This is a genomic window from Arthrobacter flavus, assembly GCF_039526005.1.
Taxonomy (GTDB): Bacteria; Actinomycetota; Actinomycetes; order Actinomycetales; family Micrococcaceae; genus Arthrobacter_D; species Arthrobacter_D flavus.
The window spans coordinates 12,506-28,102 of sequence record NZ_BAAAIJ010000004.1 but is presented as its reverse complement, the minus strand read 5'-3'; the positions used below and the strand labels follow the sequence as shown (position 1 = coordinate 28,102).

Annotated in this window: 11 protein-coding genes; 2 read left to right on the top strand and 9 right to left on the bottom strand. The window is 66.6% G+C overall.

Features of this window, described 5'->3' with window-relative positions; translation table 11 throughout:
- Positions 1–53: 53 nt before the first annotated feature.
- Positions 54–1,142, bottom strand: a complete 1,089-nt coding sequence (locus tag ABD059_RS01455; RefSeq protein ID WP_343877308.1) for a carbohydrate kinase family protein — start codon at positions 1,140–1,142, stop codon at positions 54–56.
- Between the two features lie 91 nt (positions 1,143–1,233).
- On the opposite strand from ABD059_RS01455, the gene ABD059_RS01450 reads away from it, so the two are divergent.
- Positions 1,234–2,580 (top strand): family 4 glycosyl hydrolase, encoded by a 1,347-nt coding sequence (locus tag ABD059_RS01450; protein ID WP_343877307.1) that lies wholly within the window; start codon positions 1,234–1,236, stop codon positions 2,578–2,580.
- A 38-nt stretch (positions 2,581–2,618) separates the two neighbouring features.
- Here ABD059_RS01450 and ABD059_RS01445 read toward each other — a convergent pair whose 3' ends face one another.
- The 8 genes from ABD059_RS01445 to glmS all read right to left on the bottom strand — a co-directional run bounded on the left by ABD059_RS01445 (position 2,619) and on the right by glmS (position 14,503).
- On the bottom strand, positions 2,619–3,134 hold the full coding sequence (locus ABD059_RS01445) for a GNAT family N-acetyltransferase (protein ID WP_343877305.1): 516 nt from the start codon (positions 3,132–3,134) through the stop codon (positions 2,619–2,621).
- Positions 3,135–3,145: 11 nt separating this feature from the next.
- Positions 3,146–4,192, bottom strand: a complete 1,047-nt coding sequence (gene mgrA, locus ABD059_RS01440) for an L-glyceraldehyde 3-phosphate reductase (RefSeq protein WP_343877304.1) — start codon at positions 4,190–4,192, stop codon at positions 3,146–3,148.
- A 46-nt stretch (positions 4,193–4,238) separates the two neighbouring features.
- Entirely contained in the window at positions 4,239–5,975 is a 1,737-nt protein-coding gene (gene treZ, locus ABD059_RS01435; RefSeq protein ID WP_343877303.1) for a malto-oligosyltrehalose trehalohydrolase, read from the bottom strand.
- Entirely contained in the window at positions 5,972–8,302 is a 2,331-nt protein-coding gene (gene treY / locus ABD059_RS01430) for a malto-oligosyltrehalose synthase (RefSeq protein ID WP_343877301.1), read from the bottom strand. The genes treZ and treY overlap by 4 nt, the downstream gene beginning before the upstream one ends.
- An 85-nt stretch (positions 8,303–8,387) precedes the next feature.
- Complete coding sequence (gene glgX / locus ABD059_RS01425; protein WP_343877299.1) at positions 8,388–10,568, bottom strand: glycogen debranching protein GlgX; 2,181 nt, start codon at positions 10,566–10,568, stop codon at positions 8,388–8,390.
- Between the two features lie 75 nt (positions 10,569–10,643).
- A complete protein-coding gene (locus ABD059_RS01420; RefSeq protein WP_343877297.1) occupies positions 10,644–12,197 on the bottom strand; it encodes an NAD(P)H-hydrate epimerase in 1,554 nt (517 codons plus the stop codon).
- 2 nt (positions 12,198–12,199) lie between these two features.
- The gene (locus ABD059_RS01415) at positions 12,200–12,598 is read right to left on the bottom strand and encodes a holo-ACP synthase (RefSeq protein WP_343877296.1); all 399 of its coding nucleotides are present in this window, start codon (positions 12,596–12,598) and stop codon (positions 12,200–12,202) included.
- Between the two features lie 6 nt (positions 12,599–12,604).
- Positions 12,605–14,503 (bottom strand): glutamine--fructose-6-phosphate transaminase (isomerizing), encoded by a 1,899-nt coding sequence (gene glmS, locus ABD059_RS01410; protein ID WP_343877295.1) that lies wholly within the window; start codon positions 14,501–14,503, stop codon positions 12,605–12,607.
- A 109-nt stretch (positions 14,504–14,612) separates the two neighbouring features.
- Here glmS and coaA point away from each other — a divergent pair, with 109 nt between their 5' ends.
- Positions 14,613–15,596 carry a type I pantothenate kinase gene (gene coaA / locus ABD059_RS01405; RefSeq protein ID WP_343877294.1) on the top strand — a complete coding sequence of 328 codons (984 nt, stop codon included), beginning with the start codon at positions 14,613–14,615 and terminating at the stop codon, positions 15,594–15,596.
- Position 15,597: the final 1 nt, after the last annotated feature.

Genomic DNA, 15,597 nt, shown 5'->3' with positions numbered 1-15,597 from the left:
TCTGTCATTCCCACGCCGGGGCTCCCGCCGAGCGGGCCCGCGGGCGATGAGGTTCACGCGTCGGATTGGCGGGCGATGGTCGCCGACGCCCGCCGCACTGCTTCCAGCGGAACACCCGAGACCATATCCTCAAGGAATTCGTAGCGTTTCAGCCACTGTTTGCGGACCTTGTCGCGGGACTCGCTTACCCGGTGCCACCAGTCGGCGATGTCACCCCACCCGGGTGCGGCGAGGGACCCACCCACTTCCTGGACGGACAGGGCCGCGCACAGGTTGGCGAACCTTAGCCGGTCGGCGAGGGAGAATCCGGCCAGGTCGCCCATCACGAAGGCGGCGGCGAAGCAGTCACCCGCCCCGGTGGGGTCATAGGCTTTCACTGGCAGGGCTGGCACCCATTCCTCCTCCCCCGTGATGGAGTCGATGGCGATGGCCCCCTGCTGGCCGACCGTGACCACTGCCACCGGCACCCGGTCGGCGAGCGCATACAGGGCCGCCCATGGGTCGTCGGTGCGGGTATAGGCCATCGCCTCAACGTCGTTGGGCACGAAGGCATGGAAGTACTGCAACGTATCCAGTGCACTGCCCGACCACTGACCGGTGGGGTCCCAGCCCACATCACCAAAGAGTTTGGTCCCATTGGCCTGCGCGGCGAGAGCCCAGGGTTCCAGCTGCGGTTCGACGCTGACGACGGCGGCCCGGGCGCGCGGGGGCGGGTCGCCGAGCAGGTCGGTGGCGGAGACCGGCGAGGGGTGGCCGTGGGTCACCATTGACCTGTCGCGTTGCACCGACAGGGACACGGTGACCGGTGAGTGCCAGTTCTCGAACGTCCTCGACCGGGAAAGGTCAACATGTTCCTGGTCCTGCAGGATGCCCTTGTTGTAGTCGCCGTAACCGTCGTCGCCGAACGCCGCCGACAGGGTGGTGCGGAGCCCCAGCCGGCTCGCGGCGATCGCCTGGTTGGCAACACCACCCGGGCAGGATCCCATCCCGTCGGCCCACACCTCGGTGCCGGGTGACGGTAGGTGTTCAAGGCCGGTGAAAACAATGTCGAGGAAGACTGAACCGCTGAGCAGCAGGTCAAACTCCGGATCGGACGCGGTGCGGCTATCAGCCAGGGGATCAAAACGATGCGCGGAGCTCATGTACGGCACAATACTCTTAGGCCTCCGCCGAGCGGCACGCGTGTGACGCCGGACCCCCGGAGATGAGGACACCTAGTGCTGCGGAGGGTTCATGAAACTGGTCATTGTGGGCGGCGGCGGCTTCAGGGTTCCGCTGGTGTACCGGGCCCTGGCGACCGGTCAGTTTGCGGGCGTCATCACCCAGGTGGTCCTGCAGGATTCTGATCCGTCCCGGCTGAAGGCTATTGCCCGGGTCCTGCACACGATGCCGCTGCCTGCGGGCTCCGACCGACCACGGCTGGACACCGAGGCGGTCCTTGACAATGCCCTGGCCGGCGCCGATGTGGTCTTCGCGGCCATCCGGAGCGGCGGCGCAGCGGGACGGGTCCTTGACGAGCGTGTTGCCCTGGACGAAGGCCTGCTGGGCCAGGAGACCGTGGGAGCTGGCGGCATCTCCTACGCCCTGCGGTCCGTGCCGCAAATGCTGACGGTCGCCGAATCCATGCGACGGGTCTGCCCCGCCGCATGGCTGATCAACTTCACCAACCCGGCGGGGATGGTGACCGGCGCGATGCAGGCCGTGCTGGGTGACAAGGCGATTGGAATCTGCGACTCGGCGTCCGGGTTGGTGGCACGCGCGGCGACGGCGGCCGGTGTCTCGCTCGTCGAGGGTTCCCTGGCGGGGGTTGACTACGTCGGTCTGAACCATCTGGGCTGGTTGCGCGGCCTGACGTACGACGGCGTCGACCGGCTGCCGGGGCTGCTGGCGGACCCGCGGCGGCTCGCCTCCTTCGAGGAGGGCCGGGTGTTCGGGCCGGATCTGCCCCGGCTCCTCGGATCGGTGCCCAACGAGTACCTGTTTTACTACTACTTTCACCGCGAGGCGGTCCGCTCGCTGTCGGGGGCCGCAGAAACGCGCGGCGCGTTCCTGCACCGTCAGCAGGAGCAGCTCTACACCGAGTTGCTGACGACGCCTGAGCCTTTCGCAGTGTGGGAGGGTGCGCGGCTCGCCCGCGAAGAGGGGTACCTGGCCGAGGCCCGCCCGGCTGCTGAGGAGCGCGATGAGGCAGATCTGGCCGGGGGCGGCTATGAGCGCATCGCTTTGGCGGCGATGCGGGCCCTGCTGACCGGCCAGCCCACCGAGTTGATCGTCAACATCCGCAACGGGGGCACCCTCCCGGCCTTGCCAGCGGACGCCGTCGTCGAACTTCCCGCCCGGCTCGACCAGACCGGCGCCACGCCCCTGCCCGCCGGGCCGCTGACCACCCACCAGCTCGGCCTGATGGGGCAGCTAATGGCGGTCGAGGAGGCGGTGATACAGGCAGCCGTCCACGCCGACCGGGACTCTGCACTCAGGGCGTTCCTAGTGCATCCGCTGATCGACTCGGCCCACGCCGCCTCGCGGTTGTTGGCCGGGTACGAGCGCGCGTTCCCCGACCTGGCCGCGTTCTGGAGGTAGCCACCCGCTGCCGGGCGGTGATTTTGCTGCGTCGCCGGTCAGAGCTCCCTGAACATCAGGTGCAGCCCCACAAAACCTTCGGCCGGGTGCCGGAACGCCCCGGGAACGGTGGCGAGGATCCGGAACCCGAGCGATTCCCACAGCCGCACCGCGCGGGTGTTCGTTTCCACTACCGCGTTGAACTGCATCGCACGGTAACCCTGCTCCCGGGCCCGAGCCAGTAGCTGGTCGGCCAGGAAACGCCCCACTCCCCTGCCGGCGGCGTCAGCGGCCACCAGGAAACTGGCGTTCGCCACGTGCGATCCGCCACCGCCCCGGTTCGCGTGCAGCTGGGCGGTCCCGACGACGGCACCACTGGGCACCGTCGCCGCGACATAGACCTGCATCGTGGAGTCGGCGGGGGCCAACCATTCGACCCGCGCCTGCGCTTCGGTGAGCCCGGCGTCCCAGCAGTAGGTTTCACCGGCGCGGAGCACCGGCTCCATGATGGCCCAGAGGGCAGGCCAGTCCGCCTCGGTGGCCTCACGGACGTGCAGCGCCCCAGCGTCGGACATCAGTCGTATGCCTAGGCGTCGAGGGCCTTGGCCCACAGGTTGATGTCCGATTCCACGGCGAACTCGTCGATGGCGGTGAGCTCGTCCTGGCTGAACTTGAGGTTCTTCACGGCTGCCAGGCTGTTCTCCAGCTGCGTCACGCTTGACGCGCCGATCAGGGCCGAGGTGATGGCACTGCCCTTGGACTGCTCACGCAGGATCCAGGCGATTGCCATCTGCGCCAGCGACTGGCCACGGTCCTGGGCGATACCGTTCAGGCCGCGGACCCGCCGTAGGTTGTCCTCGGACAGGTGCTCTTCCGACAGCGATTTGTTGGCTGCCGCGCGGGAGCCCTCGGGAATCCCCTCAAGGTAGCGGTCGGTCAACAGCCCCTGGGCCAGCGGCGAGAAGGCGATTGATCCGACGCCCTCCTGCTCGAGCACCTCGGGAAGGTTAGGGGTGCCGTTCTCCACCCAGCGGTTAAGCATTGAGTAGGAGGGCTGGTGGATCAGCAGAGGCGTGCCGAGATCCCTGAGGATTGCCGCGGCTTCAGCAGTTTTCTCCGGCGAGTAGGAGGAGATCCCCGCGTACAGGGCCCGACCCGACCGCACTGCGGTGTCCAGGGCCCCCATGGTCTCCTCGAGCGGCGTGTTCGGGTCGGGACGGTGGCTGTAGAAGATGTCCACGTAGTCCAGACCCATCCGGTTCAGTGACTGATCGAGGCTCGCGAGCAGGTACTTCCTGGATCCCCATTCGCCGTACGGGCCGGGCCACATGTCGTAGCCGGCCTTGCTGGAGATGACCAGCTCGTCGCGGAACGGTGCGAAGTCGTCCTTGAGGTGGCGGCCGAAGTTGGTTTCGGCGCTGCCTGCAGGGGGGCCATAGTTGTTGGCCAGGTCGAAGTGGGTGACGCCCAGGTCGAAGGCGCGCCGCAGAATGGCCCGCTGATCGGCGAACGGTTTGTCATCCCCGAAGTTGTGCCACAGGCCGAGCGACACCGCCGGGAGCTGCAACCCGCTGCGCCCCACCCGGCGGTAGGGCATTATGTCGTAACGGTCATCGGCTGGGTGATAGGTCATGGGTCTCTCCTAAGTCGGGGCAGGGTGCTGTGGCGGGCTGGCTGAATCAGCTGAGAATGGCCGACCCGCGGGCCGGAAGGGTGCACCGGCCGGTGTCCAGGGCCTCGCCTGGGACGGTGGACAGCAGGACCTGTGAGGCGTCCACGGGAACGGTCCGCTCCTCGTCGGCGAGGTTGACGACGACGACGGTCCCGCCGCGGCGGATTGCCAACCACTTCTCGGGCTCGCTGAAGTCGACGGACACGGCGGTGAAGTCGGAGTTCATCAGGTCGGGGGTGTCACGCCGCAACCGGATCAGCTGGCGGTACACCTCCAGAAGGCGCGCGTGGTCACCGGTCTCCACTTCTTCCCAGTCCAGCTTGGCTGACGCGAAGGTCGCTGGATCCTGGGGGTTGGGCACAGTGTCGGCGTCCCAACCCATCCGTTCGAATTCGCGCAGCCGGCCCTCGGCTGTTGCCTTGCCCAGTTCCGGTTCGGGGTGGGAGGTGAAGAACGGCCAGGGGGTGGACGCACCAAATTCCTCGCCCATGAACAGCATCGGGGTGAAGGGCCCGGCCAGGTTCAGGACAGCGGCCTGCGCCAGCTGGGCGAAGCCAACGGTGGCACCCATCCGGTCACCGGCCGCCCGGTTGCCGATCTGGTCGTGGTTCTGCGTGCAGACCACCAGCTGGTGCGTGGTGATGTGGGCCGGGTCGATGGGCCGTCCGTGGCCGCGTTCGCGGAAGGACGAGTAGGTACCGTTGTGGAAGAACCCGTCTGACATGACTTTGGCCAGCGCGCCGACCGAGTCGAAGTCTTCGTAGTAGCCAGTGGTTTCCCCGGTGACGTTAACGTGCACGGCGTGGTGGAAATCGTCGCTCCACTGGCCGGTCAGCCCGTAGCCGCCCGCGGCACGTGAGGAAATGAGCCGGGGATTGTTCAGGTCTGACTCGGCGACCAGGAACAGGGGTTTGCCCAGTTCCCTGGCAAGGGTGTCGGTCTCCTGGGCGAATTCCTCGAGAATGTGCAGCGCGCGTTCGTCGTGCAGGGCGTGCACCGCGTCGAGGCGGAGGCCGTCGACGTGGAAGTCCCTGAAGAACATCGCAATGTTGTCGAGCAAGTAGCGGCGGACCTCATCGGACAGCGGTCCATCGAGGTTCAGCGAATCCCCCCAGGTGTTCGCTTTGCCTTCGGTGAGGTACGGGGCGAACTGGCCCAGATAGTTGCCGCTGGGTCCCAGGTGGTTGTGCACCACATCCTGGATGACGCCCAGACCCCGCTGGTGCGCCGCGTCAACAAACCGCTGGTATCCGGCGGGCCCCCCGTAGGTCTCCTGGATCGCGAACCAGAGGACGCCGTCGTAACCCCAGTTGTGGGTGCCGTTGAACGCGTTCACCGGGAGGAGCTCGACGTGCTGGACCCCCAACCCGACCAGGTAGTCGAGCTTGCCGATTGCCGCATCAAAGGTGCCCTCGGGTGTGAAGGTTCCGATGTGCAGTTCGTAGATCACTCCGCCGTTCAGGCCCGGCGACGCCCAGGAGCTGTCTTGCCATGCGTAGGCGCTCGGGTCGAAGGTCTGGGAGAGTCCGTGCACGCCGTCGGGCTGGCGGCGGGACCGGGGATCGGGGACCGGCGACTCGGCGCCGTCCACCAGATAGCCGTAGGTGGTCCCCTCCGTTACTGCCGGGAGCGTGTCAACGGTCCACCAGCCGTCGTCGTTTCTGGTCATGGCCGAGGTGGTGCCGTCGGCGTGTAGCGAGAGGGTGGTTGGCTTGGGGGCCCAGACGTCGAATGGTTTCCTCATGATGCGTCCTCCCGGACCAGCAGTGCTACTGGATAGGTTTCAAAGATGGTTCCGGCGGGCACGGGACCGCCGGGGAAGGATGCACCGGTGATGGCGCAGCTGTACTGGCCCTCCGGCAGCACGATTGCGGTGTCCTTCCAGCCGCCCTGGCGTTCGAGGCCGAGGGGTAGCCGGGTCACCAGGGTGAGAGCTCCGCCGCGGTCGAAGGCGAACACATGGTCGGCGGCCGCACCGGTTGTCGCGACGGCGGTGTACCCGCCGAACAGCTCGGGCCGGTCGCGGCGGAGCTTCAGTGCGCGGGAGACCACGAGTAGCTTGGCCACCGCTGACTCGTCGACCGCCGGCAGCGCGCCGAAGGCCAGGTTCACCAGTGCTTGTTTCCGCGCTTCGAAGTCCACGGGCCTGCGGTTGTCGGGGTCCACCAGGGAGTCTTCCCAGAATTCGGAGCCCTGATACACATCGGGGACGCCGGGCATGGTCAGTTGCAGCAGCTTGGCGCTCAAGGAGTTTGACCAGCCGTAGCCCTTGATCTTGTCCACCAGGGCGGTGATGAGGGCTGTGACCGCCGGGGTGTCGTAGGCCGCGTCGACCGCGGCGTGCATGCGGTCCTCGAAGGCGTCGTTCGGGGCGGTCCAGTGGGTGCTGGAGTCGGCTTCGCGGGAGGCCTTTTCCACGTAGGCGTGGGCCCGTTCGCGGCTGAGCGGCCACGCGCCGACCATGGCCTGCCACAGCAGGGATGAGAAGGCCGGGTCACCGAGGGGTGCGGCGTCGTCGAGCTGGCCAAGAATTGAGGCCCAGTCATCGGCCATTTCGGACAGGACGCTGATCCTCGCCCGGGTGTCTTCGCTACGTTTGGTGTCGTGGGTGCTGAGCGCTGTCATGGACAGTGGGTTGTCACGCTGGCGCCGCAGCAGCCGGTTGTGCATCTCAGTCCGGTTCACCGAGAAGATGGACGGGTCGGCGCCCACCTCGTTCAGTGAGGTGAGCCGGTTGTACCGGTAGAACGCCGTGTCCTCGACGCCCTTGGCCATCACCATGCCCGAGGTCTGCTGGAACCGGGTGGCCAGCTCCGTCAGGGGGGTGTCGGTGCGTGCGGCGTCAGGGTCAGCCAGATAGGGGTTGAGCAGGGGGTGCAGCGCCTTGAGTGTGTCGGCGAGGTCCGGCCGGTGCACCTGGGCGGCGACGACGGCGTCGTCGAGGTATTCCGCACCACCGGGCAGGTAACTGCGGTAGACCGGGAAACACGCCAGGAGTTCGGCGATAGCGTCGGCGGCTTTTCCGGCGTCAAGGCCAGCCTCGGCCGGAACCAGACGGGTCAGCCGCAGCACCTCCGACCGGAGGATCCCATCGGCGATCCCGCGTTTGGTGCCGTGGATCATCGAGTGGAAATCCTCGGCTGGCGCAACCCGTTCAAGTGCGGCCTGGCCGGCCGGGTCCACGAATAGACGGTCAATATCCGCGAGCGCGTCGTAGCCGGTGGTGCCCTCGGTTGCCCATTCCGGCGGGAGGACTTCTCCCGGCTCCAAAATTTTCTCGACCAGGACATAGGCCCCACCGGTGAGTTCGCGCAACCGGTCCAGGTAGCCTGCAGGATCGGCCAGCCCGTCCGGGTGATCGATCCGGAGCCCGTCCACCAGGGATTCCTCAAACCAGCTGCGGATCTCGCGGTGGGACTCATCGAAGACCCGTGGCACTTCGACGCGCACCCCCGCCAGGGTGTTCACGCCGAAGAACCGGCGGTAGTTCAGCTCGCTGTCCGCGCGCCGCCAGTTCACCAGTTCGTAGTGCTGCCGGGCATGCACGGCCTGGGCTGTGTCGCCGGTTTCGTAGCTGCCGTCAGCGATCGGGAACCGGTGGTCGTAGTAGCGCAGTTCCCCGCCGTCGAACTCCAGGGCCGACAGCTCGTCATCCCCGTCGCCGAGGACCGGCAGACGGATCTTCCCGTCCGCGGCCGCCCAGTCGACGTCGAACGCCTCGGCGTAGGGCGAGTCCTGGCCGCCCTTGAGCAGCGAGGACCACCAGGGGTTCTGCGCAGGGGTCTGCACGCCCAGGTGGTTGGGCACAATGTCCACCAGGACACCGAGCCCCGCCGCATGCGCGGCGTCCGAGAGCGCCACGAAGGCGTCCCGTCCGCCGCGCTCCGGGTCGATCGCCGTGGGATCGGTGACATCGTAACCGTGTCCCGACCCCTTCTCAGCCGTCAGCACCGGAGACAGGTACACCCAGTCCACGCCAAGGTCCCGCAGGTACGGGACCACCGCCGCGGCAGCCCTCAGGTCGAACTCGGACTGAATCTGCAACCGGTAGGTCGACTTCGGGATCCTCATGGATGTACTCCTGAACTTCGGTTCTGTGTGTCGTTCAAACTGCGGCAGGGTGAAACTGCTGCGGTGCCTGGGCCGGCCCAGGCGGTTAGGCGCCGCCGGGCTGGTGCGAGTTGGCCAACGCGGCCAGTGACGCTGCCACCGAGTGATCGAGATCCTCGGTTTCGGCGTGGGCGCGCAACACCACCATGGACTTGGCTTCCAGCGTGATCGTGGTTTCCGCGGGAATGGCGTCCGAGTCAGCGTATTTGCCGGCCGTATCGATGACCTCATCCCAGGCCGGAGCGTACTCCTGCTGTGGGAGGGTGAAGTCCACCGGCTCGTCGCTGGCGTTGAAGAGCAGCAGGAAGTTCTGGTCGGTGATCCGCTGCCCGCGGGCGTCGCGGCCGGAGATACCCTGCCCGTTCAGGAACACGCCGATGGAACGGCCGAATCCGGAGTCCCAATCCTCGGGCGCCATGACGGTGCCGTCCGTGCCCAGCCAGACGATATCCGGCAGGGCCTCGCCCTCGCCGCGTCGTACCGGTCGGCCGTCGAAGAACCGGCGTCGGCGGAACGTTGGGTGCTCCGACCGCAGCCGGTTCACGGCGGCAGTGAATTCGAGCAGCGGCTGGTCCATCTGGTCCCAGTGGATCCAGCTGATCTCGGAGTCCTGTGCGTAGGTGTTGTTGTTCCCGTGCTGGGTGCGGCCCAGCTCATCGCCGTGCAGCAGCATCGGCACACCCTGCGACAGCAGGAGGGTGGCAATGAAGTTGCGTTGTTGGCGGACCCTGAGCGTGTTGACCTCGGGGTTGTCGGTGGGGCCTTCCTCGCCGCAGTTCCAGGACCGGTTGTGGGTTTCGCCGTCGTTGTTGTCTTCACCGTTGGCTTCGTTGTGCTTCTCGTTGTAGGACACGAGGTCCCGGATGGTGAAGCCATCATGGGCGGTGACGAAGTTGATCGACGCGACCGGGCGGCGTGCTGACTGCTCATAGAGGTCGGCTGAGCCGGTCAGGCGTGAGGCGAATTCGCCGAGCGTGGACGGTTCTCCACGCCAGAAGTCGCGCACCGTGTCGCGGTACTTGCCGTTCCACTCGGTCCACTGCGGTGGGAAGTTGCCCACCTGGTAGCCACCGGGTCCAACGTCCCACGGCTCGGCGATGAGCTTGACCTGGGAGACCACCGGGTCCTGCTGGACCAGTTCGAAGAACGCTGACAGCCGGTCGACGTCGTAGAACTCGCGGGCCAGTGTGGACGCGAGGTCGAAGCGGAAGCCGTCGACGTGCATCTCGGTCACCCAGTAGCGCAGGGAGTCCATCAGGAGCTGCAGGGAGTGCGGGTTGCCCACGTTCAGGGAGTTACCGGTGCCGGTGTAGTCCATGTAGTACTTCTTGTCGTCTTCGACGAGCCGGTAGTACGCGGAGTTGTCAATGCCGCGCATCGACAGGGTGGGGCCCATGTGGTTGCCCTCGGCGGTGTGGTTGTACACAACGTCGAGAATCACTTCGATGCCTGCGAGGTGGAGTTCACGCACCATGGCCTTGAATTCCTGGACCTGTTCGCCGGTGTCGCCGGCGGAGCCGTAGGTATTGTGTGGCGCAAAGAACCCGATGGTGTTGTAGCCCCAGTAGTTGGTGAGGCCCTTTTCCTGGAGGGTGCTGTCGTTGACGAACTGGTGCACTGGCATCAGTTCGATGGCGGTGATTCCCAGCTTCTGCAGGTGCGAGATGACTGAAGGGTGTGCGACGCCAGCGTAGGTGCCGCGCTGTTCCTCGGGGACCTCCGGGTGGAGCTGCGTGAGTCCCTTGACATGGGCTTCGTAGATGACCGACTGGTGGTACGGGATCCGGGGCTTACGGTCACCGTCCCAGTCGAAGAACGGGTTCACGACGACGCCCAGCATCATGTGGGGTGCCGAATCGTCGTTGTTGATCGAGTTTTCGTCGCCGAAGTTGTATCCGAACAGTGCCGGATCCCAGTCCATTTGGCCGTGGACAGCCTTGGCGTACGGGTCCAGGAGGAGCTTGTTCGGGTTGCAACGGTGGCCCTCTTCGGGGGCGTTGGGACCGTGGACCCGGTAGCCGTACTTCTGGCCCGGGACGATGTGCGGCAGGTACCCGTGCCAGACGTAGCCGTCCACCTCGTTGAGATGCACGCGGGTCTCGGTGCCGTCGTCGTCGAACAGACAGAGCTCCACCCTGTCGGCAATCTCGCTGTACAGCGCAAAGTTGGTGCCGGTGCCGTCATAGGTTGCACCCAGGGGGTACGCTTCGCCGGGCCAAAGTTCCATGTGTTCTCCTGAAGTGGTGTAAATCGTGGGTCGAAAAGTGAACGGTCCAGCTACCTTCATAGCGCAACCAGGTGACTAGTTAGTGAATTGTGTCCTTGAGGGTGGGGCGGTGAGCAGGTCCGCCAGGACGGCACCGAGGTGCTGCGGCAGCTCCGAGACCACGATCGGTCCGAACCCCGCAGCTCTGGTTCCCGCCAGGCCGTGGAGCAGCGCCGCCGCTGCTGCTATCGCCGCCCATTTGTCCGGCATCGGTACGCCGATTCGTTCGATGGCAGCGTCGCCGTCGTCGTCGGCCAGGGTGGCGATCAGGGCGCCCAGTATGCCGGCGAGCGTATCCCCCGACCCTGCGGTCGCGAGCCACGGGGTCGCGTCCGCCTGGCTGAACAGTGAGCCCGACGGCGACGCCACGACGGTGACCGCACCCTTGAGTAACACTGTGGCGCCGGTGAGCTCAGCCGCGATGCGGGCGTACTCGGTGGGGGCCGCCTCGATATCGCGACGGGTCGCCTTGACCTTGCGCTTCGCCAGCACCGCCTGCAGCTCGCCCGCGTGAGGGGTCAGGATCACCTGTGGCGCCAGCCTGCGCGGCAGGAGCGCCAGCGCGCCGGCGTCCACCACTGTGGGCAGGCCGGACGCCATCGCGTCGCGGGCCCGACGCCGCTGGTCCGGGTCCTCGTCGGCCCCGGGGCCGACCAACCAGGCCTGAACGTGGGTCGGCTTGACCTGCTCCTGGGAGCAGACCGCTTCGGGGTGGGTCCGGTTGACCAGGTCCGCGACCGACGGTGGTCCCAGATACCTGACCATTCCCAGCCCGGTGGCCAGGGCTGCTCCGGTCGCCAGGACCGCTGCGCCCGGGTACATTGCCGAACCGGCGGCGATGCCGAGCACGCCGCGGGTGTACTTGTGGTCGGCCGGGCGGGGCCTGCGGTACAGGGCCGCGGCGTCGGCGGCCTCGAGACGGAACAGATCGGGTTCCGGCAGTGACCCGGCGAGCCCGATGTCGACGACGACGACGCGCCCCGCGGCGTGCGCCCCCGGGCCGGCGAGGAGCCCGGTCTTGAGCGCGCCGAAGGTGACGGTGAGGTCGGCGTGAAGGACCGGTTCGTTGACCACACCGGTGTGCGCGTCCACCCCGCTGGGCAGGTCGCAGGCCACGACGACGCCGGTGGCCGCCGCGGCAAGCTCCCGGACGAAGGTAGCCGCCGGTTCGCGGAGCCCCCCGGACCCGCCGATCCCCAGAATCCCGTCAATGACGAGATCTGCGGCGGCGGTTGACCCCACCAGGCGGCCGGTGGTCGCCTCGCTGAGCAGTTCAACCCGGCCGCCAGCGCGCTGAAAGGCTGCAAGTGCCAGCGGATGAGTGGTGGCGGAGGTGAAGACCGCCGTCGTGCGCACTCCCCTGCCGGCCAGTCGTGCCGCCGCGAAAAGGGCATCGCCGGCGTTGTTGCCGCTGCCGGCGAGAACCACCGCGGTGCGCCCGTAACAGCCGCCGGTCCGGCTGATCAGTTCGGCGGCTGCAGCGGCGTACAGGCCGTATGCTGCGCGCTGCATCAGGGCAGCGCCCTGCCCGGCGTCGAGGAGGGGGGCTTCAGCCGAACGGATCGCACTGCCCGAATAGGCGCTAAGCATACTTAGGAGTCTATCCCGTCGGACGGTGCTGCTGCTGCCACAGGTCCGGTATCGGCTTCGGCGACGACCATCGCTGTCGCTACCCCTCCGTCATGGCTGAGTGAGAGGTGCCAGCGGCGCACACCCTTCGCGGCGGCGACCGCCGCAACGGTGCCTTTGACTTTCACTGACGGGCTACCGGCAGCGTCGAGCCCAATCCAGCAGTCCTGCCAGTTCATGCCCGCGGGCGCGCCGAGGGCCTTGGCCACCGCTTCCTTGGCCGCGAACCGGGCGGCGAGCGAGCGCAGGTTCAGCACTCGCTCGGCCGGAACGAACAATCGTTCACGCAGGCCAGGCGTCCGTTCCAGCTGCCGCCCGAACCGGTCTATGTCAACTACGTCAACGCCTATGCCAACGATCATCGGTGATTACTCAACCGTGACTGATTTGGCCAGGTTACGCGGCTGGTCGACGTCGTACCCCTTGGCGGACGCCAACTCGCAGGCGAAAATCTGCAGCGGCACCGTGGTGAGCAGCGGCGCCAGCAGGGTGGGAGTCTTGGGTACGTAGAACACGTGTTCGGCGTAGGCTTCCACCGAGGTGTCGCCTTCCTCAGCGATCACGATGGTGACCGCGCCGCGGGCGCGGATCTCCTGGATGTTGGAGACCACCTTGGCGTGCAGGGAGTCCCTGCCGTTCGGAGACGGCACCACCACGACCACCGGCTGCCCATCTTCAATCAACGCGATGGGGCCGTGCTTCAGCTCGCCGGCGGCGAACCCCTCGGCGTGGATGTAGGCGAGTTCCTTGAGCTTCAAGGCACCCTCCATCGCCACCGGGAATCCGACGTGCCGGCCCAGGAAGAGCACCGACTTGGCGTTGGACATGTCGCGGGCAAGCTTCTTGACCTTGTCGGCGTTGTCCAGGATGCTCTGGATCTTCGCTGGCATGTCGGCGAGATCGGCCATGACGTCCGCGATCTCGTCGCCGAACTTGTTGCCGCGCAGTTGCGCCAGGTACAGACCCAGCAGGTAGGCGGCGGTGATCTGGGCGAGGAACGCCTTCGTCGAGGCGACGGCAATTTCCGGACCGGCGTGGGTGTACAGCACGGCGTCTGACTCACGCGGAATGGTGGATCCGTTGGTGTTGCAGATCGCGACCACCTTGGCGCCCTGTTCGCGGGCGTAGCGCACCGCCATCAGGGTGTCCATGGTCTCACCGGACTGGGAGATGGCGACGACGAGCGTCTTCTCGTTGACGATCGGATCGCGGTACCTGAACTCGTGGGAGAGCTCCACCTCGGTGGGGATACGGCACCAGTGCTCGATGGCGTACTTGGCTACCTGTCCCGCGTAGGCCGACGTACCGCAAGCGAGGACCACGATCTTGTCCACGGAACGCAGGATGGTCTCGTCGATCCGCAACTCATCGAGGATCAGCTTGCCCTGCGCGTCGGAGCGGCCCAGGAGGGTCTGCGCGACGGCGTCGGGCTGGTCATTGATTTCCTTCTCCATGAAGGAGGGGTAGCCGCCCTTCTCCGCGGCTGCCGCGTCCCAGTCCACGTGGAATTCCTTGCCCTCGGCCGGGGCGCCGAAGAAGTCGGTGATGACGACGTCGTCGGGGGTGATGGTGACTACCTGGTCCTGGCCCAGCTCGACGGCGCGGCGGGTGAAGTCAATGAAGCCTGACACGTCGGAGCCGAGGAAATTCTCGCCGTCGCCAAGGCCGACGACGAGGGGGGAGTTGCGGCGGGCCGCGACGACGATGCCCGGCGAGTCCTGGTGCACGGCGAGGAGCGTGAAAGCGCCCTCCAGCTGCTGGCTGGCTTTGCGCATGGCATGGGTGAGCGGGTCAGGGTCACCGGCGGCCGAGAGTTCCTGGTAGATGCGGCCGAGCAGAGCTGCCGCTACCTCGGTGTCCGTTTCGGAGAGGAACGTTTCGCCCTGTTCGAGCAGCACTGCCTTGAGTTCGGCGAAGTTTTCGATGATGCCGTTGTGAATGACGGCCAGCCGGCCGTTGTCGGCGAGGTGGGGGTGTGCGTTCGTGTCATTGGGTGCACCGTGGGTGGCCCAGCGGGTGTGACCGATACCGGTCAGGGACGCGGTCAGCGGGCGGGCCTCAAGTTCGGCCACCAGGTTGCTGAGCTTGCCTGACTTCTTCCGCGACTCGATGCCGTTGGGGGTCAGGACTGCCACTCCGGCCGAGTCGTAGCCGCGATACTCAAGGCGACGCAAACCCTCCATGACGACGTCGAGCGCGCCATGGGTTGCGGTTGTACCGTCGGAGGACACTGTTGATCGGCCTACGTAGCCTACGATTCCACACATGGGCTTAAGAGTACCGTCAGCCCGGGCGTTCAGATGCAGGCTGCCGCCCCGCGAGAGCGACCCGCCCGGGTGAGGTTCGCATCTGGGGCCGCCAACAGGCACAATTCAGATGGTGAATGAGACAAATCCCGGGGTGACCCCGGGCAATGGTGCGGAGAGCAACTTCACACCCTTCGTTGAGTTGGACCGTCAGACCTGGGCCCGGCTCTCCAACGAGATCACCTCCCCCCTCGGTCTTGAGGACATTCTTCGGCTGCGGGGGCTCGGCGATGAGCTCAACCTCGATGAGGTGCGTGAGGTCTACCTTCCCCTATCGCGGCTCCTGTCCCTCTACGTCGCGGCCGCAGGCGAGCTGCACGCCGCCACCACCACGTTCCTGGGCGAGCAGCGCACCCGCACCCCGTTCGTCATCGGGGTCGCCGGTTCGGTGGCCGTCGGAAAGTCGACGACGGCCCGCGTGCTGCGCGAGCTGTTGAGCCGCTGGCCGGACACCCCCAACGTGGAGCTGGTCACCACCGACGGGTTCCTGTACCCCAATGATGAGCTGGAACGCCGCGGCCTGATGCAGCGCAAGGGCTTCCCCGAGTCCTATGATCGACGACGCCTGCTCAGGTTCGTCAGCGAGGTCAAGAGCGGAGCCGATGAGGTGCGCGCCCCGTGGTACTCCCACCTGACCTACAACATCGTGCCCGACCGTGAAGTGGTGGTGAGGCGTCCCGACGTCCTCATTGTGGAGGGCCTCAATGTGCTGGCACCCGCCAGGACCCGAGCCGATGGGCGGTCCGGGCTGGCCCTGAGTGATTTCTTTGATTTCTCCATCTATGTCGATGCCAAGACCTCCTACATTGAGCAGTGGTACGTCCAACGGTTCCAGTCACTGCGCTCCGGCGCGTTCGCCAACCCCCAGTCCTATTTCCACCGGTATGCGTCCTTGACCGACGACGAATCCCGCGAGACAGCGCTCGGCATCTGGAAGCGGATCAACGAGCCCAATCTGATGGCCAATGTGCTGCCAACCCGGGGCCGTGCGCAGCTGGTGCTGACCAAGGAAGCCGATCATTCGGTGCGGCGGATGTTGCTGCGGAAGACCTGAC

Bases quoted from the DNA above. Each gene is read 5' to 3' on its own strand.
- ABD059_RS01455 (WP_343877308.1), bottom strand. From the start codon at position 1,142: ATGAGCTCCGCGCATCGTTTTGATCCCCTGGCTGATAGCCGCACCGCG.
- ABD059_RS01450 (WP_343877307.1), top strand. From the start codon at position 1,234: ATGAAACTGGTCATTGTGGGCGGCGGCGGCTTCAGGGTTCCGCTGGTG.
- ABD059_RS01445 (WP_343877305.1), bottom strand. From the start codon at position 3,134: ATGTCCGACGCTGGGGCGCTGCACGTCCGTGAGGCCACCGAGGCGGAC.
- mgrA (WP_343877304.1), bottom strand. From the start codon at position 4,192: ATGACCTATCACCCAGCCGATGACCGTTACGACATAATGCCCTACCGC.
- treZ (WP_343877303.1), bottom strand. From the start codon at position 5,975: ATGAGGAAACCATTCGACGTCTGGGCCCCCAAGCCAACCACCCTCTCG.
- treY (WP_343877301.1), bottom strand. From the start codon at position 8,302: ATGAGGATCCCGAAGTCGACCTACCGGTTGCAGATTCAGTCCGAGTTC.
- glgX (WP_343877299.1), bottom strand. From the start codon at position 10,568: ATGGAACTTTGGCCCGGCGAAGCGTACCCCCTGGGTGCAACCTATGAC.
- ABD059_RS01420 (WP_343877297.1), bottom strand. From the start codon at position 12,197: ATGCTTAGCGCCTATTCGGGCAGTGCGATCCGTTCGGCTGAAGCCCCC.
- ABD059_RS01415 (WP_343877296.1), bottom strand. From the start codon at position 12,598: ATGATCGTTGGCATAGGCGTTGACGTAGTTGACATAGACCGGTTCGGG.
- glmS (WP_343877295.1), bottom strand. From the start codon at position 14,503: ATGTGTGGAATCGTAGGCTACGTAGGCCGATCAACAGTGTCCTCCGAC.
- coaA (WP_343877294.1), top strand. From the start codon at position 14,613: ATGGTGAATGAGACAAATCCCGGGGTGACCCCGGGCAATGGTGCGGAG.